The 22,401-nt window shown below is 74.3% G+C and carries 21 protein-coding genes; 4 read left to right on the forward strand and 17 right to left on the reverse strand.

The annotated features are described in order from the left end of the window. Positions 1-8 precede the first annotated feature (8 nt). A complete protein-coding gene (locus CFP65_RS32420; protein ID WP_104819518.1) occupies positions 9-662 on the reverse strand; it encodes a hypothetical protein in 654 nt (217 codons plus the stop codon). Between the two features lie 156 nt (positions 663-818). Between CFP65_RS32420 and CFP65_RS32425 the strand changes: the two genes are divergently transcribed. Further along, the gene (locus tag CFP65_RS32425; RefSeq protein WP_104819519.1) at positions 819-1,817 is read left to right on the forward strand and encodes a GlxA family transcriptional regulator; all 999 of its coding nucleotides are present in this window, start codon (positions 819-821) and stop codon (positions 1,815-1,817) included. 111 nt (positions 1,818-1,928) lie between these two features. Then, on the forward strand, positions 1,929-2,669 hold the full coding sequence (locus CFP65_RS32430; protein ID WP_104819520.1) for an MBL fold metallo-hydrolase: 741 nt from the start codon (positions 1,929-1,931) through the stop codon (positions 2,667-2,669). A 59-nt stretch (positions 2,670-2,728) separates the two neighbouring features. On the opposite strand, the gene CFP65_RS32435 is transcribed toward CFP65_RS32430, so the two are convergent. The 4 genes from CFP65_RS32435 to CFP65_RS32450 all read right to left on the reverse strand — a co-directional run bounded on the left by CFP65_RS32435 (position 2,729) and on the right by CFP65_RS32450 (position 7,566). Continuing rightward, complete coding sequence (locus tag CFP65_RS32435; protein WP_104819521.1) at positions 2,729-4,114, reverse strand: S8 family serine peptidase; 1,386 nt, start codon at positions 4,112-4,114, stop codon at positions 2,729-2,731. Between the two features lie 225 nt (positions 4,115-4,339). Continuing rightward, positions 4,340-5,098, reverse strand: a complete 759-nt coding sequence (gene fabG, locus CFP65_RS32440) for a 3-oxoacyl-ACP reductase FabG (RefSeq protein WP_104819522.1) — start codon at positions 5,096-5,098, stop codon at positions 4,340-4,342. A 47-nt stretch (positions 5,099-5,145) separates the two neighbouring features. After that, the gene (locus CFP65_RS32445) at positions 5,146-6,333 is read right to left on the reverse strand and encodes a thiolase family protein (protein WP_104819523.1); all 1,188 of its coding nucleotides are present in this window, start codon (positions 6,331-6,333) and stop codon (positions 5,146-5,148) included. An 81-nt stretch (positions 6,334-6,414) separates the two neighbouring features. Next, entirely contained in the window at positions 6,415-7,566 is a 1,152-nt protein-coding gene (locus CFP65_RS32450; protein WP_104821288.1) for an acyl-CoA dehydrogenase family protein, read from the reverse strand. 168 nt (positions 7,567-7,734) lie between these two features. Here CFP65_RS32450 and CFP65_RS32455 point away from each other — a divergent pair, with 168 nt between their 5' ends. After that, positions 7,735-8,367 (forward strand): TetR/AcrR family transcriptional regulator, encoded by a 633-nt coding sequence (locus CFP65_RS32455; protein ID WP_104819524.1) that lies wholly within the window; start codon positions 7,735-7,737, stop codon positions 8,365-8,367. Positions 8,368-8,369: 2 nt separating this feature from the next. On the opposite strand, the gene CFP65_RS39365 is transcribed toward CFP65_RS32455, so the two are convergent. The 10 genes from CFP65_RS39365 to CFP65_RS32500 all read right to left on the reverse strand — a co-directional run bounded on the left by CFP65_RS39365 (position 8,370) and on the right by CFP65_RS32500 (position 18,541). After that, the gene (locus CFP65_RS39365; protein WP_158702469.1) at positions 8,370-8,534 is read right to left on the reverse strand and encodes a hypothetical protein; all 165 of its coding nucleotides are present in this window, start codon (positions 8,532-8,534) and stop codon (positions 8,370-8,372) included. A gap of 47 nt (positions 8,535-8,581) precedes the next feature. Then, a complete protein-coding gene (locus CFP65_RS32460) occupies positions 8,582-9,313 on the reverse strand; it encodes a hypothetical protein (protein WP_104819525.1) in 732 nt (243 codons plus the stop codon). A gap of 5 nt (positions 9,314-9,318) precedes the next feature. Further along, positions 9,319-9,963: an RNA polymerase sigma factor gene (locus CFP65_RS32465; RefSeq protein WP_104819526.1), complete on the reverse strand. Its 645-nt coding sequence runs from the start codon at positions 9,961-9,963 to the stop codon at positions 9,319-9,321. A gap of 338 nt (positions 9,964-10,301) precedes the next feature. Beyond that, positions 10,302-11,495, reverse strand: coding sequence for a phosphotransferase family protein (locus CFP65_RS32470; RefSeq protein ID WP_104819527.1), 1,194 nt, complete (start codon positions 11,493-11,495; stop codon positions 10,302-10,304). Positions 11,496-11,559: 64 nt separating this feature from the next. Further along, on the reverse strand, positions 11,560-12,657 hold the full coding sequence (locus tag CFP65_RS32475; RefSeq protein ID WP_254552684.1) for a nitric oxide synthase oxygenase: 1,098 nt from the start codon (positions 12,655-12,657) through the stop codon (positions 11,560-11,562). A gap of 228 nt (positions 12,658-12,885) precedes the next feature. Beyond that, complete coding sequence (gene egtD / locus CFP65_RS32480; protein ID WP_104819529.1) at positions 12,886-13,860, reverse strand: L-histidine N(alpha)-methyltransferase; 975 nt, start codon at positions 13,858-13,860, stop codon at positions 12,886-12,888. A gap of 25 nt (positions 13,861-13,885) precedes the next feature. Beyond that, a complete protein-coding gene (gene egtC / locus CFP65_RS32485; protein WP_104819530.1) occupies positions 13,886-14,629 on the reverse strand; it encodes an ergothioneine biosynthesis protein EgtC in 744 nt (247 codons plus the stop codon). Next, a complete protein-coding gene (egtB, locus tag CFP65_RS32490) occupies positions 14,629-15,963 on the reverse strand; it encodes an ergothioneine biosynthesis protein EgtB (protein WP_104819531.1) in 1,335 nt (444 codons plus the stop codon). Before egtB ends, egtC begins: the two co-directional genes overlap by 1 nt. Beyond that, positions 15,960-17,270, reverse strand: coding sequence for an ergothioneine biosynthesis glutamate--cysteine ligase EgtA (gene egtA / locus CFP65_RS32495; protein WP_254552685.1), 1,311 nt, complete (start codon positions 17,268-17,270; stop codon positions 15,960-15,962). The genes egtB and egtA overlap by 4 nt, the downstream gene beginning before the upstream one ends. Positions 17,271-17,431: 161 nt before the next feature. Further along, entirely contained in the window at positions 17,432-18,541 is a 1,110-nt protein-coding gene (locus CFP65_RS32500; RefSeq protein ID WP_104819533.1) for an aminotransferase class I/II-fold pyridoxal phosphate-dependent enzyme, read from the reverse strand. A gap of 178 nt (positions 18,542-18,719) precedes the next feature. Between CFP65_RS32500 and CFP65_RS32505 the strand changes: the two genes are divergently transcribed. Then, positions 18,720-19,331 (forward strand): antibiotic biosynthesis monooxygenase, encoded by a 612-nt coding sequence (locus CFP65_RS32505; RefSeq protein ID WP_254552686.1) that lies wholly within the window; start codon positions 18,720-18,722, stop codon positions 19,329-19,331. 12 nt (positions 19,332-19,343) lie between these two features. Here CFP65_RS32505 and CFP65_RS32510 read toward each other — a convergent pair whose 3' ends face one another. Continuing rightward, positions 19,344-20,501 (reverse strand): winged helix DNA-binding domain-containing protein, encoded by a 1,158-nt coding sequence (locus tag CFP65_RS32510; protein ID WP_104819535.1) that lies wholly within the window; start codon positions 20,499-20,501, stop codon positions 19,344-19,346. Between the two features lie 23 nt (positions 20,502-20,524). Continuing rightward, positions 20,525-22,306, reverse strand: coding sequence for a glycoside hydrolase family 15 protein (locus CFP65_RS32515; RefSeq protein WP_104819536.1), 1,782 nt, complete (start codon positions 22,304-22,306; stop codon positions 20,525-20,527). Positions 22,307-22,401 lie beyond the last annotated feature (95 nt).

The raw sequence follows: 22,401 nt of genomic DNA on the forward strand, positions 1-22,401 counted from the left end.
GCCAGGCCCTAGACCAGCCCGAAGCGGGTGGCCAGTCGGTCGGCCAGGGCGGCGGCGGGGGTGCTGCCGTCGACGGTGAGGGTGTCGAGGCCCTGGTCGGCCGCCTGGCGGCGGATCTCCTCGTCCCAGAGGGCATCGCGCTCCAGGCGTCGGGTGAGCACGGACTCGGGGGCGTGGCTGCCCCAGGTGGCCCGGGCCCGGGCCGGGTCGGCGTAGCGGGTGGTGAGGGCCGCCTGGCGGAACTGCGGAGTGGGCAGCAGGAAGACGGCCTGCTCGGGGTGGTGCAGCAGGGGGCCCATGTGGGTGGGCAGGATGCCGAACCAGTCGACCAGGACGGGGCGGTCGCTCGGCAGGGCCAGTAGGTCCGCCACCAGGAATTCGGTGGTCTCGCCGTGCAGGCTCGGCATCGCCTCGAACACCTGCCGGGCGGTGCGGCCCTGCCACATCCCGCCCGAGCGGGCCTCGCGCAGGGCCGACAGGTGCGGGTGGTCCTGCGGGGTGCACCGGGTCAGCCAGTCGTGTTCGGCGCGGTCGCCCTCGTAGAGCGTGAGGTCGTGGCGGTCGGCGAGGAGTCGGGCCAGCGTGCTCTTGCCGGCGCCGGTGCCGCCGAGGAGCCAGCGGACGTGGGTGAGGAACGGGCGAGCTGGTGAGAGGGGAGGCATGCGAGAAATGGTCCCTGTCCAGGGCCGAAAATTGCAGTCTTGTTCTTGGGCGGCCGTCACGGTGAAGATGGAAGGGAGGGGGAGCCCCGAGGCGTGGCCCGATGTGACAGATCCTGGTCGTTGCGGCCGTGCCCGGTCGGGCGGAAGGATCAAGGCATGCCCTCACCGCACCGTGTCGTGATCGTCGCCTTCCCCGGGATCGAACTGCTGGACGCCACCGGGCCGGCCGAGGTGTTCTCGGTCGCCACCAGGGTGGCCGGCCCCGGCCGGCCGGGTTACCAGGTGCAGATCGCCACGCCCGACGGCGCACCGGTGGCCACCTCCGCCGGGGTGCGGCTGATGGCCGATCTGTCCTTCGCGGAGGTGGCCGGCCCGATCGACACGCTGCTGGTGTCGGGGGCGATCGACCTGGTCGACGGCGTGGTGGAGCCGGTGATCGACCGGGCGGTCACCGAGTGGCTGCGGCAGGCGGCGCCCCGGGCCGGCCGGACCGGTTCGATCTGCGCGGGAGCCCATCTGCTGGCCGCCGCAGGGCTGTTGGACGGTCGCCCGGCCACCACGCACTGGCTCACCGCGGGCCGGTTGGCCGCCGAGCACCCGGCGGTGCGGGTGGACGCCGACCCGATCTTCATCCGAGACGGACGGGTCTGGACCTGCGCCGGGGTCACCTCGGGGCTGGACATGGCGCTGGCCATGGTCGCCGAGGACCACGGCCGGGAACTCGCCCTGGGCACGGCCCGGATGATGGTGATGTACGTCAAACGATCCGGCGGCCAGAGCCAGTTCAGCGTGCCGCTCTCGGTGCAGAGCAGCGCGGCGGAGGAGGGCGAGCGCCGCAACGGCGACCGGATCGACGAGCTGCGCCGCTGGATCGCCGAACACCCCGCCGAGGACCTGTCCCTGGAGGCCCTCTCGGCGCGCACCCACCTGAGCACCCGTCACCTCACCCGGCTGTTCCACCAGCGCACCGCCACCACCCCGGCCGCCTACGTGGAGGCCACCCGGCTGGAGGCGGCCCGCCGCCTGCTGGCCGACACCGGCCGCAGCCTGCCGGAGGTGGCCGCAGCGAGCGGCCTCGGCTCGGTGGAGACCCTGCACCGCGTCTTCCGCCGCCGCCTCGGCACCACTCCGGCCGAGTACCGCCGCCGCTTCTGAGCCCCCGGCTCCCCCGCGCACCAGATCACCGGCGGCCCGCCGCACCCCGCCGCACCCCGCGCGCCGGCCGGGCTCCGCCCTGCCCTTTTCGCCCCCTCCGGAGGAGAACCCGTGTCCCGTACCAAGGTCGTCCCGATCCCGGTCATCGGCCGGCACACCGTCAACGCCTACCTGCTGCTCGGCCGCCGACCGGTGGTGGTGGACGCCGGGATCCCCGGCAGCGGCCGGCGGATCCTCGACCAGGTGACCGCCCACGGGGTCGACCCGGCCGACCTGGCGCTGATCGTGCTCACCCACGGCCACATCGACCACTTCGGCTCGGCCGCCGAACTGCACCGGCTCACCGGCGCGCCCGTGGCCGGCCACGTGGCCGACCTCGGGCCGTACCGTTCGGGCCGGGTCCGCGAACCGTACCTGCCCACCGGCCCGATGGGGCGGCTGATGGCCCGCCACCGGAAGCTGCACGTGCGGGCCGAACCGGTGGAACCCACCGTGCTGGTCCGGGGCGAGACCGACCTCGCGGAGTACGGCGTGGCGGCCCGGATCATGCCCACGCCCGGGCACACCGCCGGCTCGGTCTCCGTGCTCACCGAGGAGGGCGACCTGGTCGCCGGTGACCTGATCGCGGGCTCGTTCATGGGCCTCGTCCCCGGCCGGCCCGCCAACCCGCCGTTCCACGACGACCCCCGGCAGAACCTCGCCAGCCTGCGCCGGATGCTGGCCCTGCGCCCCACCAGCCTGCACGTGGGCCACGGCACCGGGCTGGACCCCGAGCGGGTGCGCCGCTGGGCCGAGCGCGAGCACGCTCACCTGGTCCGCCTGCACGCCGCCGGCCGCCTCACCAGCCGCTGACTCCACGGGACGGTGGAGCCCGGCGGGCTGCCCGGCTCCACCGCTGCGCGTGGCGCCGGCTACCGGCCGGCGAGCGCGTGGACGAACTTCGCGGCGTCGATGGTGCCGAGGCCCGAGGCGAGGTCGTAGCCCTTGCCGGCCTGCTCGCCGGTGACGCCGTTCCAGCCGTTGTCGCCGGTGGTCACGTCGATGATGCCGCTCCACTTGGCGGGGAGGTTGGCCAGGCCGTACATCCGCCAGTTGAGCTGGCCGAGGCGGTGGCCGGCCAGCTGGTCGGCGAGGGCGGTGATGCCCGAGAAGATCGGGGTGGACTCGCTCGTGCCGCCGGTGAGGTGCCAGCCGGCCCGGGTCGGGTCGTAGGACTCGTACGTCCAGGCGGCGCCGTCCACCGCGGCGCTCATCGAGATGTCCGGGGTGCCGCGGTGGTTGCCGGTCACGCCCTGGACGCCCCACTGGTACCACGGGCGGTCGAAGACGGCGGAGGCGCCGCCGCCGGCCGCGCCGTAGGCGTCGTGCCAGACCTGGTCCGGGGCGGTGCGCTTGCCGTCGTTGTCCAGGGTCAGCTGGGTGCCGCCGACGGAGGTGACCAGCGGGTCGCTGGAGGGCCAGGAGTTGGCGGCGTACGGGTAGAGGTTGCCGTCGTTGTCGGGGTTGGTGATGCCGTCGTCGCCGGAGGCGGCGAGCACCGTCACGTTGTGGTCGGCCGCGGTCTGGAAGGCGTAGCGCAGGTCGGTGAGGGACTTGTGGTCGCCCTGGTCGAAGCCGGGGAAGGTGTTCTCGGTGGCGCCGAAGCTCTGCGAGATGACGTCGGCCCGGCCGGCCTTGATCAGGGCCTGCTCGGCGTCCATCATCTCGGGCAGGCCGGTGACGCCCTCGGTCTCGGCCACGGCCGTCTCGACCAGCACGATGTGGGCGTCCGGCGCGATGGCGTGCGCGTACTCGACGTCCAGGGTGGTCTCGCCCGCCCAGCCGGTCTGGGTGGAGTCGGTCGGGTCGAAGACGGGCACGTCGCCCCACTTGACCACCTCGACGTCGGTGTCGGGCAGGCCCCACTGGTGGTCGAAGGTCTCCAGGTCGTGCTGGATGCTCGGCGAGCCGTAGGAGTCCACGATCACGATGGTGCGGCCCTTGCCGGTGACGCCCTGCCGGTAGAGCGGGTCCAGGTCGTAGGCCTTGCGGTACTGCAGCGGGGAGTAGCAGTGGATGCCCAGCTGCGCCACGCAGTCCGAGGTGGATATCGGGGCCAGCCGGGAGGTGGCGTCGATGTGCCCGGCCGAGGCGGGCCGGACGTGCACGGTGGGCACCCCGGCGCGGTGGGCGGCCGGCGCCGTGGACTGCGCGGTGACGCTCGCGCCGGTGAGGGCGGTGGCCCCGACGGCGAGCAGTGCCAGTGTGCGGGTGGACGGGGAGCGTCGGGTGCCCGCGGTGGCGGGGGAGAGGCCCATGAGACTCCTTCGGGGGACAGAACCGATCGCGCGATCGGCCCCGTCATCCCACCGGCCCGGGCGCGAACCCGCCATAGTCAGAACGGGGTCTGGCGGGATGGCCCGTCCCGGCCACCGGAACGGGTAATGGCCGCCCCAGCAACGGGTAATGACCCTGCTGGGACGGCTACTTGACCTGCCGTCAATTCTTGATCGATGCTACCGCGGGCCGGGCCCGGGGTGCGGTCAGCGCGCCCCGCCGTTCACGTACAGCGTCTGTCCGCTCACGTAGCTCGCGTCCTCGCTGACCAGGAAGGCCACCACCGAGGCGATCTCCTCCGGCTGGCCGACCCGGCGCAGGGGGGTGCGCTCGGCCACCTGCTCCTGGTGCTCGGCGGGGGTGGCGCCGACCCGCTCGGCGGTGGCCGCCGTCATCGAGGTGGCGATGTAACCCGGGGCCACCGCATTGACGTTGATGTTGAACGGACCCAGCTCGATCGCCAGGGTGGCGGTCAGGCCCTGGATGCCGGCCTTGGCGGCGGCGTAGTTGGCCTGGCCCCGGTTGCCGAGGGCCGAGCGGGAGCTGAGCGAGACGATCTTGCCGTACTTCTGCTTCACCATGTACTGCTGCGCCACGTGGCTGCAGTTGTACGCGCTGGTCAGGTTGACCGTCAGCACCGAGTTCCACTCGGCCGGCGACATCTTGAAGAAGAGGTTGTCGCGGGTGATCCCGGCGTTGTTCACCAGGATGTGCACCGCGCCCAACTCCTCGACCAGGGTGGCGAAGACGGCCGCCACCGCGTCGTAGTCGGCCACGTCGCAGCCGTACGCGCGCGCGGTGCCGCCCTTGGCGGTGATCGCGTCCACGGTGGCCTGGGCCCGCTCGGCGGTGAGGTCGAGCACGGCCACGGCCGCGCCCTCCTCGGCGAGGCGCAGCGCGGTGGCCGCGCCGATGCCCTGGGCTGCGCCGGTGACCACGGCCACCTTGCCTGCGAAACGAGTCATGGTCCCTGTCTCCCTTGACAGTAGATAGCGTGCGAGTTGGAGGACGGTCAGCTGTTCTCGACCAGCACGGCGGTGCCCTGGCCGACGCCCACGCACATGGTGGCCAGGCCGCGCCGGGCGCCGGTGCGGCGCATCCGGTGCAGCAGGGTGGTGAGGATCCGGGCGCCCGAGCCGCCGAGCGGGTGGCCGAGGGCGATCGCGCCGCCGGTCGGGTTGACCAGCTCCGGGTCGACGCCCAACTCCTTGACGCAGGCCAGGGCCTGGGCGGCGAAGGCCTCGTTGAACTCGGCCTCCCCGAGGTCGCCGAGCTGCCAGCCGGCCCGGCCCAGCACCTTGCGGGTGGCGGGCACCGGCCCGATGCCCATCACATCCGGGTGCACCCCGGCCGAGCCCCCGGCCACGTACCGGCCGAGCGGCTCCAACTCCAGGTCGCGCAGGGCCTCTTCGCTGACCAGGAGCAGGCCGGCCGCGCCGTCGTTCATCGGCGAGGCGTTGCCGGCGGTCACCGTGCCGCCGGCCCGGAAGACCGGCTTGAGCTTGGCCAGGCGCTCCAGGGTGGTGTCCTCGCGGATGCCCTCGTCCTGGGTGACCACCACGCCGTCGGGGCGCTCGACCGGGATCAGCTCGGCGTCGAAGTGGCCGTCCTTGCGGGCGGCGGCGGCCAGTTGGTGGCTGCGCAGCGCGAAGGCGTCCTGCTGCTCGCGGCTGACGCCGTACCGCTCGGCCACCTCCTCGGCGGTCTCGCCCATCGAGAGCACGCCGTGCAGCTCGTGCATCCTCGGGTTGGTCAGCCGCCAGCCGAGCCGGGTGTCGAAGGTCTCCAGCTTGTGCGGCAGCGCCTCCTCCGGGCGGGGCAGCACGAACGGGGCCCGGCTCATCGACTCGCAGCCGCCGGCCAGCACGACCTCGGCCTCCCCGGCGGCGATGGTGCGGGCGGCCATGGTGACGGCCTCCAGGCCCGAGGCGCAGAGCCGGTTCACGGTGGCACCGGGCACGGTCTCGGGCAGCCCGGCCAGCAGCACGGCCATCCGGGCGGCGTTGCGGTTGTCCTCGCCGGCCTGGTTGGCGGCGCCCCAGTACACGTCGTCGATCCGGGCCGGATCGAGCTGCGGCACCTCGGCCAGCAGCGCGCGCAGCACGGCGGCCGAGAGGTCGTCGGGGCGGACGGTGGAGAGCGCGCCGCGCAGCCGCCCGATCGGGGTGCGGCGGGCGGCGGCGAAGTAGACAGGACGCACGGTGGTGGGCTCCTCATCCAAGGGTGGTGCTCGATCCGAGGGTGGTGCCGGCACAGCGAGGGGTGGTGCTGGGCCGGCGGACTACTGGAACGCGTTGACGCCGGTCAGGGCACGGCCGATCAGGAGCTTCTGGATCTGGCTGGTGCCCTCGTACAGGGTCATCACCCGGGCGTCGCGCAGGTACTTGCCGGCCGGGTACTCGTCGATGAAGCCGTAGCCGCCGAAGACCTGCAGCGCGTTGTTGGCCGCGCGGACGGCCGCCTCGCTGGCGAAGAGCTTGGCGGTGGAGGACTGGGTGGCGAACGGCAGCCCCCGGTCGATCAGGTCGGCCACCTGCCAGGTGAGCAGCCGGGCCGCCTCCACGTCCACCGAGATGTCGGCGAGCAGCTCCTGCACCAGCTGGTACGAGGCGATCGGCTTGCCGAACTGCTCGCGCTCCTTGGCGTAGCGGACGGCCGCCTCCAGGCTGGCCCGGGCGATGCCCACGCAGCCGGCCGCCACCGACATCCGGCCCTTGGCCAGGGCCGACATCGCCACGCCGAAGCCCTTGCCCTCCGCGCCGAGCCGGGCCGTGTCCGGCACCCGCACCCCGTCGAGGACCAGCTCGGCGGTGGCCTGGCCGCGCAGGCCGAGCTTGCCGTGGATCTCCCGGCGCTCGAACCCGGGGGTGTCGGTGGGCACCAGGAAGGCGGTGACGCCCTGGTGCCCGGGCCCGCCGGTGCGGGCGAAGACCAGGGCCACCTGGGCCCAGGTGCCGTTGGTGATGAACATCTTGCTGCCGGTGATCACCCAGTGGTCCCCGTCCCGCACGGCCCGGGTGGCGAGGTTGGCGGCGTCCGAGCCGGTGCCGGGCTCGGTGAGCGCGAAGCAGGCCAGCGCCTCGCCGGAGGTGAGCCGCGGCAGCCAGTACCGCTTCTGCTCCTCGGTGCCGTAGCCGTTGACCGACTTGCCGACCAGGCCGAGCGAGACGGAGACGATGCCGCGCACGGCCGAGTCGCCCCGGCCGAGCTCCTCCAGCACCAGGCAGTACGCGAGGTGGTCGCCGCCGCTGCCGCCGTACTCCTCGGGGATGGTCAGGCCGAGGAAGCCGAGCTTGCCCAGCTTGCCGATGATCGCGCGGTCCACGCTCTCGGCCCGGTCCCAGTCGGCGGCGAAGGGCACGATCTCGCGGTCGGTGAAGTCGGCGGCCAGCTCGCGCACGGCGGCCTGCTCCTCGGAGAGCTCAAGGTTCACGGCGGCGGACACCTCGTCCCGGTAGGGGGTAGCCTCGATAAACTAGCAGTGCAAGTTTTACGGTGACTGTAACCCCCAGCCGGGAGGGCAGGGAAGAGGGGCCTGCCAGAATGTCGATCAGTTGATGTCGATCAGTCCATATGACCGAGACCGAACGAGGAGGGGCCGGTGGCCCGACCGCGCACCCCGCTGCTGAGCCGCGAGCGCATCGTGGCGGCGGCCCTCGTCCTGGTCGACACCGAGGGCCTGGCCGCGCTCTCCACCCGGCGCCTCGCCGCCGGGCTCTCGGTCAGCGGCCCCTCGCTCTACAACCACTTCGCCACCAAGGACGAGCTGCTCGACGCCGTGGTGGACAGCGTGATGGGCGAGGTCGACCTGTCGATGTTCGGCCCCGGCGCCGAGTGGCGCGCCGCGCTGCGCGACTGGGCCCGCTCCTACCGCGCCGCGCTGGCCGCCCACCCCAACATCGTCCCGGTGCTCGCCCAGGGCCCGGGACGGCGGCCCAACGCGCTGCGCCTGGCCGACGCCGTCTACGGCTGCCTCACCGCCGCCGGCTGGCCGCGCGGCCAGGCCACCAGGATCGGCGCCCTGATGCGGTACTTCATCACCGGCTCCGCCCTGGCCTCGTTCGCCGCCGGCTTCCCCGAGGACGCCCAGCTCTACACCGCCGACTACCCCCACCTCACCGAGGCCCACCGCCTGGCCGAACACCACCGCACCATCGACGAGGGCGCCTTCGAAACCGGCCTGACGGCCCTCCTCGACGGCCTGGCCCTGCGCTACGAGGCCCTGGAACGGTGAGCTCAGCTCCGGCGCCCCAGCAGGAGCGCCAGGGTGCGGCGGGCCTCCTGACGGGCGGGGGTGCGGGCGGCGACGGTGGTCAGCGCGAGGACCGTGACGGTGGCGAGGTAGCCGGAGGCCGCGACGGTGGTGGCCAGCAGGCCGGGGTCGAGCGGGGAGGTGGGCATCGGACTGGTCCTTTCGGGAGGGGGAGGGGAACGGCTGGCTGGGTGGGTCAGTTGGAGATGAGGACCTGCATGCTGTCGGCGATGTCCCCGTTCTCCGGCTCGGGCGGGAGGCTGAAGCAGCCGACCGTCTCGTCGCGCAGCACCCGCCGCGCGCCGAGCGGCCCTTGCAGCGCCTTCTCGCGCAGGGCCCGGCCGGGAGGGACCGCCCGCTCGCCGGCCTGGACGTACTGGCAGAGCCACTCGGCGTCGGCGAAGTAACCCGGCAGCGCGGGCAGCGACGGCGGGATCACGGTCGCCCGGTCGGCCTCGGCGTCGGACGGCTCGCTTCTCAGGCTCGTCGCCAGCTCGAAGTAGTGCTCGGCCTCGCGCAGTTCGCCCAGGCGGATGTGGTGGAGGTAGAGGCAGAACACCGCGTCGCGCTCGCCCGCGCCGGCCGCGAACTGGAACCACCACTGCGCTTCCTGGGGCTGGTTGGTCAGGTGCAGTAAGCAGGCGAAGACCAGGCCGCCGCGCGGGTCGACCGCGGAGCTGTCCAGGCTCGCGAGCTGCTCGGCGGCCCCGGGGTCGCCGATGACCATCATCGCCAGCGAGCTCAGGTCCCGCTCCGCGTGGTCGTGGAAGTTCAGGCCGCTCCCGGTGTCGGCGCGCTGCTGGCGGGCCTGGTGCTCGGTCAGGCGCTCGGCCGCCCGCCGGCGCCCCAGCGCGAAGTCGTACCGGGGGCGCGGGGCGAGGGGGGTCGGGCGGGCTGCGGCGAGCAGGCGGTCGAGGTGCTCGGACATGGCGGTCACTCCTCGTCGGCCGTGGCAGGCCGGCCGTCGGCGGACGTGCGGGGCGGGTGCCCGGCGGTGCGGTCCCTGAGGACCCGCCGGGGCTTGAGCTGGGCGGCGAGGCGGGTCCGGGCCTGGGAGAGGAGCGAACGCACCGTGGCCTCCTCGACGCCCATCTCGGCGGCGATCGCGGAGTCGGTCATCTCCATCAGGTAGCGCATCACGACGACGTCGTACTTGGCGCCGGACAGGCTGCGGATCGCGGCACCGAGCGCCATGCCCTCCTCCAGGTGGTCGGCCGGGGTGAGCGTGTCGAGCATCTCCTCGACGATCTCCTTGGTGGCGGCGACCGAGAACGCCACCCGCTCGATGAGCTGGAGGTGCTCCTCCCGCCGGCTGCGCTCGGCCTCGACGACGTGGCGCATCAGGCGCCAGCAGTAGGCCGCGTAGCTGGGCTGGGCCAGAACGTGCTCCCAGCGGGTGGCGAGCCGGCTCAGGACGTCGTCGACGACGTCCTGAGCGAGGCCGGAATCGCCGAGGGCGAGCTCCGCGTACTCGAAGTACGGCTGACCGTGGCCCTCCAGGAAGGCCAGGAAGGTGGTGGGGAGCACGCTGGTGCCGGGGCGGATGCCCGCCGGGTCCAACGGGGCGGCGTCGTTCACCTATTCCTCCCCGAGGCCCGGTACGGTGCCGCGCGGGCGGCCGGGGGCGGGCAGTCCGGTCGTGAGGCCGGCCGGGCGGTGGAGGGGCCGGAGCAGTCCGGCAGGAAGGAAGGCGTTCACGGGGGGAGTCCTCGGATCGGGTGGCGGGGGCACGTGCAGCTGTGCGATCGGAGGACCGGATCGCACGTACGCATGAATCACACCCCACGAACCCGCCACGTGTTCACGCCCCGAATGCAAAGAAATACGGATCGTGGAAGTCCATCTGACGGGGCGTCAGTGACGGCGAAGGGGGTGCGCGGCCCGGCCGCGCACCCCCTTCGCCGTAGACGGCCCGCTCAGCAGCGCAGGGCGCCGCGGAGCTCGGCGGCCGGGTCGCCCTCGTGGTATATCCGCTCGCTGGCCTCGATGTTGTCGAGGAACTCCTGGTAGCGGACGGCGTAGCCGATCCGCATCAGGGGGCGGGCCAGGGCGAGGGCACGCTCGGGGTCGCTGCCCGGGGCGGCCTTGCGCCAGGCGGCGCACCAGAGGTCGCGGACCTCGGCCCAGCGCTCGGGGGAGAGGAAGGGGGCCGGGCGCAGGCCGTCGAAGGCCGGGTGGCCGATGCAGGCGTCGGAGAAGTCGACCACCACGGTGCCGTGGCCGTCGGAGCGCCAGTTGCCGGGGTGGAAGTCGCCGTGCAGCACGGTGGTGGGCAGGCCGCAGTCGGTCAACTCCTCCGCCAGCGCCGGGAGTCCGTCGACCAGCTGTCGGGCGGCGGCCAACTCCTCCGGGGTGAGGCCGAGTTCGCGCTCAAGCAGGGCGCTGGCCTGCTCGGCCAGCCGCTCCGGGGTGCGCACCGGCAGCCCGGCCCGCTGCGCGGCCTGCTCGGCGGTGGCGGCGAGCGCGGCCTGGGCGGTCACCCAGCGCTCGATCACCGGCAGCATGGTGTTCTCCGGCAGGCCCCAGCAGTCCTCGCCGGGCACGTGGTCGAGCAGCACCCGGCGGAGCTCGGAGTCGGCGCCGAGCAGGCCGGGCACCAGGCCCGGGTCCACCGCGCCGAACAGCTCGATCACCCCGGCCTCGCAGGCGCCGAACGGCGGGGTGTGCTTGAGCCAGGCGGGCCCGGCGGCGGTCGGCAGGCGGAAGATGCCGGAGAGGTTCCAGGTCTTGATCTGCTCCGCCGGGCCGGTCAACGGCCGGCCGGCCGCCGCCAGCTCCCGCTCGGCCCAGCCGAGCGAGTCGCGCAGGCCCTCGGCGGTGGCCCAGTCGGCCCGGTGCAGCGGGTCGCCCAGCTCGCGGGCGGTGGGCGCCAGGGCGGCGGCGGGCCGGCGGACCGCCTCGACCTGGTAGGTGACGTGGCCGTCCTGCCCGCCCGCGCCGCCCTCGACCGAGACCAGGCGCAGCACGAGCACCGGCACCCCGAGCTCCGCCTCGACGGCCCGGCTCACCGGGCCGACGTCCTGCCAGCGCCGGGTCTCCACCGGGAAGGGCCCGAACTCGCCGAGGACATCGCCCTCGTGCGTCACCACTGCGGTCACCGTACGGTTCATCTCAAGATCCACTGGCGCATTGTCAGGGCAGCGGTGCTCGAACGCCAGTGAATATTCCGGGAGCTCAGCCGGTGCGGGGCAGGAAGGCGGGTCGCAGCTCGGGATCCACCGGGTCGTAGTAGCGGTGGTAGACCGGGGTCAGGCCGCCGGAGACCGGGGGCACGATCCAGCTCCAGTCGGCCGGGGTGGGCCGGCCGAGCCGGGCCTCCTGGGCGATGTGGCGCAGGAAGCGGTCGGATTCGGTGTGGTGGTCGGCCATCGTGACGCCCGCCTCCTGGAAGGAGTGCAGCACGGCCAGATTGAGCTCGATCAGCGCCCGGTCCCGCCAGAGGGTGCGCTCGCTGCTGGTGTCCAGCCCCAAGTGCTCGGCGATGACCGGCAGTTGGTCGTAGCGGTCGGCGTCGGCCAGATTGCGGGCGCCGATCTCGGTGCCCATGTACCAGCCGTTGAACGGGGCCGCCGGGTACCGCACCCCGCCGATCTCCAGCACCATGTCGCTGATCGCGGGCACCGCGTACCAGCGCAGGCCCAGCTCGGCGAACCAGGCGTGCTCGGGGTGGCGCAGCTCCACCTCGAGGGTGGTGTCCTCGGGCAACTCGTACCAGCGGGGGCGGAGTTCGCCCCGGCCGGTGACCAGCAACGGCAGCACCTCGAACGGCTCCTGGCCGCCCTTCCAGCCCAAATCGCGGGCCAGGTCGGTCAGTTCGGCGGTGGCCGGGTCGCCGATCCGGCCACCGTCCGGCTGCCGGTGGCCCGCGTAGCGGATCAGCTGCGGGTTCTCGATCCGGGGGCCGGGCCCGTCCGGGCCGTCCGGGGCGAAGACGGAGACCACCGGGCGGATCCGGCCCCCGTTGCCGGCCAGGCGCAGGTGCTCGAAGCACTCCCGGGCGATCTCCTCCGGCCCGTCCAGGTGCCGCAGGTCGCGGACCACCAGGCTGCGCCAGTAGAGCCGCCCGATGCAGCGGGCGGCGTTGCGCCAGGCCACCCGGGCGCCGAAGGCCAGCTCCTGAGGGGTGTGCCGGTAGCTGCCGGTCCGTTCGATCTCCGCGAGCACCTGGCGCACCCGCACCGCCTCGTCCCCGGCGGCCGGCTGCTCCCGGTGGTACTGCCGCACGAAGGCCACGGCTTGCCCGACCAGCGAACCCGCTTCGGGTTCGACCACCGCTGCGACCGGCCCTGCTGCGACCGGCCCCGGCTCGACCACCGCCGGGGGCTGAGGCGCGTGCGGGCAGCCCCGGGCCGCCGACCGTCCGGCGCGTATCCGACTGAAGATCAAGGAATCACCCCTCCCGCACCCATGAGTACCGGAGGTGGTGACCCCTGCGCACGGAGTGACCGATTCCACCCCGCCCGCCGAAGATCGGGGCTACAGTGCCCCCGTCGGCAGCGCCTACACCGGCTCGGCCAGCGAGAGGCCGAATCGTCCTTCCCGGTCGGTCCACCACTGGGTGAGCCGCAGGCCGGCGGCGGCCAGCTCCTCGGCCACCCGCTCGCGGCGGAACTTGGCGGAGACCTCGGTGCGCAGCTCCTCGCCCGCCGCGAACTCCACGGTCAGGCCCAGCTCCTGGATCCGCACGGTGGTGGCCGCCACGGCCCGCAGCCGCATCTCGATCCACTCCTGCTCGGCGTCCCAGAGCGCGTGGTGCTCGAAGCCGTCGGCGGGGAAGTCGGCCCGCAGTTCGCGGTTGAGCACCTGGAGCACGTTCTTGTTGAACTCCGCCGTCACCCCGGCCGCGTCGTCGTACGCGGCGACCAGCACAGCCGGGTCCTTGACCAGGTCGGTGCCGAGCAGCAGGGCGTCGCCGGGGGCGAGGCCGGCCCGCAGGGAGCTGAGGAACTCGGCCCGCTCGGCGGGCAGCAGGTTGCCCAGGGTGCCGCCGAGGAAGGCCACCAGGCGGGGGGCGGGGGAGTCGGCGGAGAAGCCGAGGCCCTGGGTGAAGTCGGAGACCACGGCGCGCACCGCGAGGTCGGGGTACTCGGTGGTGAGGGCCTTGCCCGCGCCCTCCAGGGCGCTCTCGCTGACGTCCACCGGCACGTACTCGCCCAGGGTGCCGAGCGAGCGCAGCGCGTCCAGCAGCAGCCGGGTCTTCTCAGAGGAGCCCGAGCCGAGCTCGACCAGGGTGCGGGCCTTGGTGAGGGCGGCGATCTCACCGGCCCGGGCGGTGAGGATCTCCCGCTCGGCCCGGGTCGGGTAGTACTCGGGCAGCCGGGTGATCTCCTCGAACAGCTCGCTGCCCCGGGCGTCGTAGAACCATTTGGGCGGCAGCCACTTGGGGCTGGCCGTCAGACCGTGCCGTACGTCGTGGCGCAGGGCGTGGCTGAAGTAGTCGGCGGGCAGCAGCCGGCTGAGGTCGAACTGGCTCACGGGAGGTGGTCCTCTCAGAAAACGGTCAGGGCAGCAGCGTGCGGACGGTCTGCCGCTCGGCGGTGGCCAGCAGCAGGCTGCGGTCGGGCAGGTGGCGCCAGCCGGGGGCGTCGTCGCTCGGTTCGGAGGCGACGACCAGGCCCGGGCCGGGCTCGGCGCGGTAGCAGAGGGTGTCGCCCCAGGCGGTGGCGGCGATCGAACTGCCGTCGATGAGCAGCAGGTTGAGCCGGGCGTCGGTGTGCTTGGCGATCTCGGCGCAGACCTCCGCCAGCGCCTCGCCGGGCCCGGCCCCGGCCCGCAGCCGGTGGTGCACCAGGCCCCAGACCAGGGCCGAGTCGGTGCGGGCGGGCAGGTCGAGCAGCTCGGCCGGCGGTAGACCGGCGGCCAGCGCGCCGAGCCGCTCGGGCCAGCCGGGCAGCACGCCGTTGTGGCTGAACAGCCAGCGGCCGGCGGTGAACGGCGCCACCGCCGCCTCGCCCGCCGCGCAGCCGGCGGTGGCCGAGCGGACGTGGCCCAGCAGGGCCCGGGTGCGCACCACCCGGGCCAGGTCGGCGAAGTTCTCGTCGGCCCAGAGCGGCCCGGCCCGCCGGTACCGGGCGGGCAGCTCCGCGCCGTCGGCGTACCACCCCACCCCGAAGCCGTCCACGTTGACGGTGCCGTACTGCTGGAGCCGGGGCGCCCAGGCCTGCCGCCCGAGCCCGTACGGCGGCTCGACCAGCATCTCGCCAAGCGTCACCTCGGGCCCAAGATAAGCGAGATGACGGCACATCAGCTCGGCTCCGCGTCGCGCGCGGTGCGGAAGCCGGCGAAGATCTGGCGCCGGATCGGGTAGTCCCAGTTCCGGAAGGTGCCCCGGCAGGCCACCGGTGCCACGGCGAAGCAGCCGCCGCGCAGCACCTTGTACTCGGGGCCGAAGAACACCTCGGAGTACTCCCGGTACGGCCAGGCCCGGAAGCCCGGGTACGGCAGGAAGTCGCTGGCCGTCCACTCCCAGACGTCGCCGATCAACTGCCGGGCGCCGTACGGGGACTGGCCCTCGGGGTAGCTGCCGACCGGGGCCGGCTGGAGGTGGCGCTGGTCGAGGTTGGCGTGGTGCTCGGCGGGCGGCTGGTCGCCCCAGGGGTAGCGGCGGGAGCGGCCGGTGGCCGGGTCGTGCCGGGCGGCCTTCTCCCACTCCTGCTCGGTGGGCAGCCGGCGCCCGGCCCAGCGGGCGTACGCCTCGGCCTCGTACCAACTCACGTGCAGCACCGGCTCCTCGGCGGGCACCGGCTCGACGGTGCCGAACCGGCGGCGCAGCCACTCGCCGCCGTCGTGGTGCCAGTACAGCGGCGCGGTGAGGCCGGCCTGCTGCCGGTGGGCCCAGCCCTGCGGGCTCCACCAGCGCTGCTCCTGGTAGCCGCCGTCGGCGATGAACCGCTGGTAGGCGCCGTTGCTGACCGGCGCGGTGTCCAGCCAGTAGGCCGGCAGGTCGACCCGGTGGGCCGGGCGCTCGTTGTCCAGCGCCCAGGGCTCGGTGTCGGTGCCCATGGTGAACGGGCCCGCAGGCACCAGGACTTCGGCGGGCAGCTGCTCGAGGTGGGCGGGCGGGGCGGGGGCGACCAGGGCGGCCGGGCCCTGGCGGAGCTGGTGGGTGATCAGCATGGTCTCGTCGTGCTGCTGCTCGTGCTGGGCGATCATGCCGAAGGCGAAGCCGGCCGCCAGCAGCGGGCTGCCCTCCAGCGGGCTGGCGCCGAGCAGGTCGATCACCCGGCCGCGCACCTCGTGCGCGTAGGCGCGGGCCTCGGCGGGCGGCAGCAGCGGCAGGCTGGGGCGCTCGGCCCGGGGGTGCTCGAAGGCGTCGTAGAGCGGGTCGATCTCGGGGTGCATCGGGTCGCGGCCGCCGATGTTGCGCAGCAGCCAGAGCTCCTCCTGGTTGCCGATGTGCGCCAGGTCCCAGACCAGCGGCGACATCAACGGCGAGTGCTGGGCGGTGAGGTCGCGGTCGTCCACGCAGTCGGTGAGCGCGGCGGTGCGGGCCCGGGCGGCCAGCAGCTCGTCGGCGATCCGCTCGCGCAGCTGCTCCGGGCCGAGGTCGGCGTGGACGGGGCCGAGGGTGTCGGTCATCGTGCGTCCTCCGGGGAGAGCGGGGCCGGATCGGCCGGGGCGAGCGGGTCGGCGCCGGTGCGCAGGGCGTCCAGCTGGTCGTCGGCCGGGCAGCGGCCCCGGACGGGGTACCGCTCGGCGAACCGGCCCAGCGCGGTGCGCAGTTCGGCGGCGCCGGGGCGGCGGGCGAGGGCCTGGTCGGCGATCGCGAAGCAGGCCAGCGCGGCCCGTTGCAGTTCGGGGTCGGTGAGGGCGAGGGCGGCGGCGCGGCGCCAGAGGGCGGTGCGCGGCGGCCGGGTGCCGTTGGCGTGGCCGAGCGGGGCCAGCGCGGCCAGCGCCGCGTCGGCGGCGACCGGGTCGTCCAGCAGGGCGGAGGTCAGGGCCAGCGGGGCCAGCCAGCCGTCCCCGGGCTGGGCGTCGATCATGCGCAGCTCCAGGTGGCCGCGCGGGCGGACGGGCGGGAAGAGTGTGGTGCGGTGGTAGTCCAGGTCGGCGGCCAGCGGCGGCCGGTCGCCCGCGCCGCGCAGCCACTGGCGGAAGGTCAGCCCGTCCGGGGCCGTCCACGGGCTGCCCTCGGGGCGGCGCACGCAGAGCACCCGGGCGTCCAGCACGTACTGCGCCCAGGCCGCGCGCGGGTCCGCCAGGGCTGCGGGGGCCAGGGTGCGGCTGGCGTCCATCCGGGACCAGACCAGCTGGCGGGTGGACCGGTGGCCGGTCGGCTTCCCGTCGAGCAGCGGGGAGTTGGCGAAGGCGGCGACCAGCACCGGGCCGAGCCGGTGCACCAGCTCCCAGCGCGCGGCCAGGCCCTGCGGGCCGCTCTCGGTGCCCGCGTCCAGGTTGACCTGCACCGAGGCGGTGCCGCACATCATGATCCGGCCCCAGGGACCGCGCCGGTCGAAGTAGCGCTGCATCGCCCGGTAGCGCGGCAGGTCGAGCTGCATCCGGCGTTCGCGCGGGTACGGGTCGGTGCCGGTGCCGGTGAGGCGCAGGTCCTGGGTGGCGAGGGCGGCGGCCAGGGCGGCCTGGTCGGCCAGCAGGCCCCGCGCGCAGTCGGCGGGGTCGGTGGCGGGCGGGGAGCTGAGCTCGACCTGCCCGCCGGGTTCGCGGGTGAGCCGGGAGCCGAAGGGCAGCTGCGGCTCGCTGCTGCCGGGGCGGAGCGGGAGGGTGGCGAGCGCCTCGGCGACCCGCTCCGGGGCCACCGCCCGCTCGGGACATCGGGTGTCGTGGATGAACCACTCGGCCTCGACCCCGGTGAGGCGGGGCGGCCCGATCTTGAAGCAGATGCCGAGCAGATGGTCCTCGGCGGTCGACTCCGTCAGGGGCGTCACGCTGGGTGGCGACTGACTCGGCTGCGGCTGAGCGGTCACTTGGTGTGCGCGTACGGGTATCACCGGACTCACCATCCTCGGTTCGCGATTGCGGCCCGGTTCTTCCTGCTCAGTCTGCTACGAACCAAACATGAACGCTTGATGTACGTCGTCCATGCAGGTCAGGGCTGGGTCAATCGGGTGAGCGCGGCCGTCAGGCGCTCGGTGGGCAGCGCGTAGTTGAGCCGCAGGCAGCGGCCCCAGGCGGCGCCGAAGTCGGTGCCCGCCGAGAGCTCCACCTCACGCTCGGTGAGCAGCAGCTCCCGGGCTCCCTCGGCCGGCAGGCCCAGCGCGGGGGCGTCCAGCCAGAGCAGGTACGAGGCCTCCGGCCGGGAGAGCACCGCCGGGCCGAGCGCCGCCAGGGCCAGCTCCCGGTGCTCGACCAGCCGGGCCAGCAGCGCGTCCAGCCAGGGCCCGCCGTGCTCCAGCGCGGCCCGCTGCACCAGCTGCGGCAGCAGCCCACCCTCCCAGAGCCCGTAGCCCGCCATCAGGGTGAGCAGCCGCTCGCGCAGGCCCGGGTCCGGCACCAGGGCGAAGCAGCTCGGGATGCCGGAGGTGTTGAAGGTCTTGCCCACCGAGTTGAGCGTCACGGTGTGCCGGGCCGCCTCGCCCGCCACCGCCACGGCCACCGGGTGGCGCAGCCCGGTGCCGGGGTGGGTCAGGTCGCCGTGCACCTCGTCCGAGACCAGCAGCCCGCCGCGCCCGGCCACCTGCTCGGCCAGGGCGCGCAGCTCCTCGGCCCGCCAGACCCGCCCGGAGGGGTTGTGCGGGTTGCTCAGCAGCACCAGCTCCGCCTCGGCGTACGCGGCCACCGGCAGCCGGTACCCGGCCTCGTCCCGCTCCATCGGCACCGCCCGGTACGCCACCCCGGCCACCCGGCAGAGCTGCTCGAACCCGCCCCAGTCCGGGGTCGGCGCGCAGACCGGGCCGCGCGGCCGCACCAGCGCGAGCAGCAGCCGCAGCGCGGTGCGGGCGCTGAACGGCAGCAGCAGCACCCAGTCCGGATCCACCGCGACGTGGTGCCGCTCCCGGTACCAGCGGGCCACCAGCTCCCGGCCGCCCGGATCGCAGACGGTGTACCCGTACGCGGGGTGCCCGGCCCGGGCGGCCAGCGCCGCGCCGATCTCCGGTGGCCCGGGCAGGTCCATGTCGGCCAGCCCGAGCGCGATCCGCCCGGCGCCCGCCCGGGCCCACTTGACGCTGCCGGTGCCACTGCGGTCGAAGGGTGTCATCCGAGCTCCCGGGTGGAGGCGCGTGCGGTGCGGACCGGCTCACGCTACCCGCGCACGGGGGCTCCCATGCTGCTCGCGCGCCCGAGGTGGTGACATAGTCGGGCACGGAGGGATCATCCGAAAGGCTGCTGGTCAGACGGGCGGCCTAGGGTGAAGTGATTGGACAATGGGGGTAGTGATGACTGACACGTCGCAGGCCGGAGGTGCCGTCACCCTCCTGGTCGCGCACCAGGTGGACGAGGGCTACGAAGCCACCTTCGAGGAGTGGGCCCGCGGCATCCTGGCCGCCGCCGCCGCCCAGCCGGGCAACCTGCGCACCGGGCTGCTGCGCCCGGCCGGCCCGGCCGAGCCGTGGCAGCTGGTGATGCACTTCAAGGACGCCGAGTCCTTCCAGGCCTGGCAGGACTCGCCCGAGCGGGCCGAGCGGCTCGGCTCGATCGACGGGCACCACGCGATAGACCGGCACGAACTCCGCGGCCTGGAGGGCTGGTTCGTCAGTGCGCCGACCGCCGCCGAGCGCGGCGGCCCGCCGCGCTGGAAGATGGCGGTGGCCGCCGCGATGGCGATCAGCCCGCTCACCGTGAGCGCCAACCTCTTCCTCACCCCGCACCTGCACATGCCGGTGGTGCTCCGCTCGATCATCCTCGGCTGCGTGCTGAGCAGCCTGATGGTGTACCTCATGCTGCCGCTGGTCAACGGGCTGCTCAAGCCCTGGCTCTTTCCCAAGGACGCGAAGACCGCCAAGAACGCGAAGGCCCCGAGGGGCGGCAAGCGGGCCAGGAAGCACTGACCGAGCGCGAGTTCAGGCGACCAGCCGGCGCTCCAGCGGGGTGCGGAACCTCGGGGTCACCCGGCTGTCGCCCAACCACGCCCGCAGGCGGTCGAGTTCGGCCGTGACGGCCTTCTCGGCCGCCCGGCCTGCCTGCTCCAGCGGCTCCCAGGCCAGCTCGCCGCTCGGGCGCTGGGCCCAGCCGCCGACGATCCGGCCGCACCACCAGACGGTCGGGCCGATGTTGCCCGAGCGGTCGAAGAGTTCGGCCCGGTGCTCGGTGGGCAGGTAGAAGTCGCGCTGCTGCCAGCCCATCGCCGTCGGGTCGAGCGCGGGCAGCAGGGCCGCCCAGGGCTCCGGCGGCTCGACGGGGTCCACGTCCTCCGGCAGCACCCAACCGGGGCCGGCCGCGAGCTCCACCGGCACCGCCGCGCAGGCGGCCAGGGCGGCCCGCACCTCGCGCAGGCCCCAGCCCGTCCACCACTTCAGATCGGCCTCGGTGGCCGGCCCGTACGAGGCCAGCCAGCGCCTGGCCAGCTCGGCCTGCGCCTGGGCCACCGGCAGGTGGGCCGGGGCCTCGTGCGGCTCCCAGTGGTGGGTGCCGCTGGTCCAGCCGCCGACCGGGCGCCCCCGGACGACGGTGCCGTCCATGCCCAGCACCGTCAGCAGCCGGCTGCCGACGCTCTGCCGCGCCTCGTACGGCTTGCCCGCCGACATCAGCACGCTCTCGCGCAACTCGGTCACGCAGTCGCCGAGTTGCTTGAGGTTGGCCTCGCCGAGCTCGGCCAGGGCGGCGAGGGTGCGGCGCTCGACCTCGGCCAGCCAGGCGGCGTCCCAGCCGCCCTCGGCGAGGAAGGAGAGCAGGCCGCGCCGCTCCTTCTCGGCCACCTTGCGGGTGGTGGAGGAGTGCACCAGCGGGGCCAGGTCCTCGGGCAGCACGAAGAGGGTGCGGCGCATGCCGTGCATCCGCAGCAGGGTGCGGTCCCGGTAGAGCGCCCGCTCCAGGTCGGCCACGTGGGCGTCGGCCGAGCGGGCGGCGGTGGAGAGGAAGACGGTGGCCGGGTCGCTCGCGTGCAGCACCAGCACCGCCTCGGCCACCTGCTCGGGCGAGCCCGCCCGGTGGGCCGGGCCGAGCAGGTGGCGGCGGGCCAGGCGGGCGCGGCGCTGGTCGTCGTCGATCGCGAGGGTCATGTGCGGTCCTTCGGCTCCGGGGGTCAGGAGTCTGCCAGGGCGAAGGCGGTGTTCACCAGCGCGACGTGGGTGAAGGCCTGCGGGGTGTTGCCCAACTGGCGGCCGGTCACCGGGTCGTACTCCTCGGAGAGCAGGCCCAGGTCGTTGCCGAGTGCCACCACCCGGCCGAACAGCTCCCGGGCCTCGCCGGTGCGGCCGGTCAGCGCCAGCGCGTCGGCCAGCCAGAACGAGCAGGCCAGGAAGGCCCCTTCGATGCCGCGCAGGCCGTCCGGCCCCGGCCGGCCGGTGGCCCGCGGGGACTCGTAGCGGCGGACGAACCCGCCGTGGTCCAGCCCGTTGCGCACCGCGTCCACGGTGCGCACCACCCGGGCGTCGTCCGGCGGCAGGAAGCCGGTCTTCACCACGAAGAGCACGGCCGCGTCCAACTCCCGCCCGCCGTAGTGCTGGACGAACACCCCGCGCCCGGCGTCGTAGCCGTGCGCCAGCACGTCCGCGTGCACCGCCGCGCGCAGCGCGCGCCAGCGCTCCACCGGGGCGGGCAGGCCGGTGGCCTCTGCCATCTTCAGCGCGCCGTCGGCGGCCACCCAGGTCATCACCTTGGAGTGGGTGAAGTGCCGCCGCTCGCCCCGGATCTCCCACAGGCCCTCGTCCGGCTCACGCCAGTGCTTCTCCAGGAAGTCCATCAGGGCCAGCAGCAGCCGCCAGACCTTGCGCTCCATCGGCAGCCCGGCCGCCAGGGCCAGCTGGAGGGTGTCCACCACCTCGCCGTAGACGTCGAGTTGGAGCTGGTGCACGGCCGCGTTGCCCAGCCGCACCGGGGCCGAGCCCCGGTAGCCGGGCAGCCAGTGGGCCACCGTCTCGGGCAGGCCGCGCTCGCCCGCCACGCCGTAGACGGTCTGCAGGTCGCCCGGATCGCCCGCGATGGCCCGCAGCAGCCAGGTGTGCCAGGCGGCCGCCTCCTCGCGGTAGCCGCCGCGCAGCAGGGCGGAGAGGGTCAGGCTGGAGTCGCGCAGCCAGCAGAACCGGTAGTCCCAGTTCCGTTCGCCGCCGAGCACCTCGGGCAGCGAGGTGGTCGGGGCGGCCACGATGCCGCCGGTCGGGCCGTAGGTGAGCGCCTTGAGGGTGAGCAGCGAGCGCAGCACCTGCGGTCGCCACTCGCCCCGGTAGCGGCAGGCCGCCGCCCAGCGGCGCCAGTACTCCAGGGTGCCGGTGAGCACCCGGTCGGCCTCGGCCCGCGGCGCGGCGGCCAGGTGGGAGGGCTGCCAGGTCAGCGTGAAGGCCACCCGCTCGCCCGCCCGGACGGTGAACTCCGAGACGGTGGCGCCCTGTTCGCCGTAGGTGTGCACCCCCGGCGGCACCCGCAGCCAGGCCGAGTCCGGCCCGGCCACCGCCACCCGGTGGTGGCCGGTGCGCCGCACCCAGGGCGCCACCCGACCGCTGTTGAACCGCAGCCGCAGCTCGCCGCGGACGGCCACCTGGCCGGCCAATCCGTCCACGATCCGCACCAGTTGCGGCGCGCGGTGGCGCCGGGGCATGAAGTCGGTGACCCGGACGGCCCCGGTCGGGGTGTGCCAGTCGGATTCCAGCACCAGGGTGTCGCCCCGGTAGCGCCGGGCGGTGCACGGCCCGCCGCCCGCCGGGGCCAGCCGCCAGCCGCCGTGGGCGTCGGTGCCCAGCAGGGCGGCGAAGCAGCTGGGGGAGTCGAAGCGGGGCAGGCAGAGCCAGTCGACCGAACCGTCCCGGCCGACCAGGGCGGCGGTCTCCAGGTCTCCGATGAGGGCGTAGTCCTCGATGAGTCCGGCCATCGCCCACCCATTCTCCCCGCCCGGCCCGGTCTCCACCCGTTTGCTCCGGCTTGCGGCGGACTCGTTCGAATAGGAAGATCTTTATGCCTGTTGTC

It is taken from the genome of Kitasatospora sp. MMS16-BH015, assembly GCF_002943525.1.
In the GTDB taxonomy this organism is placed as follows: Bacteria; Actinomycetota; Actinomycetes; order Streptomycetales; family Streptomycetaceae; genus Kitasatospora.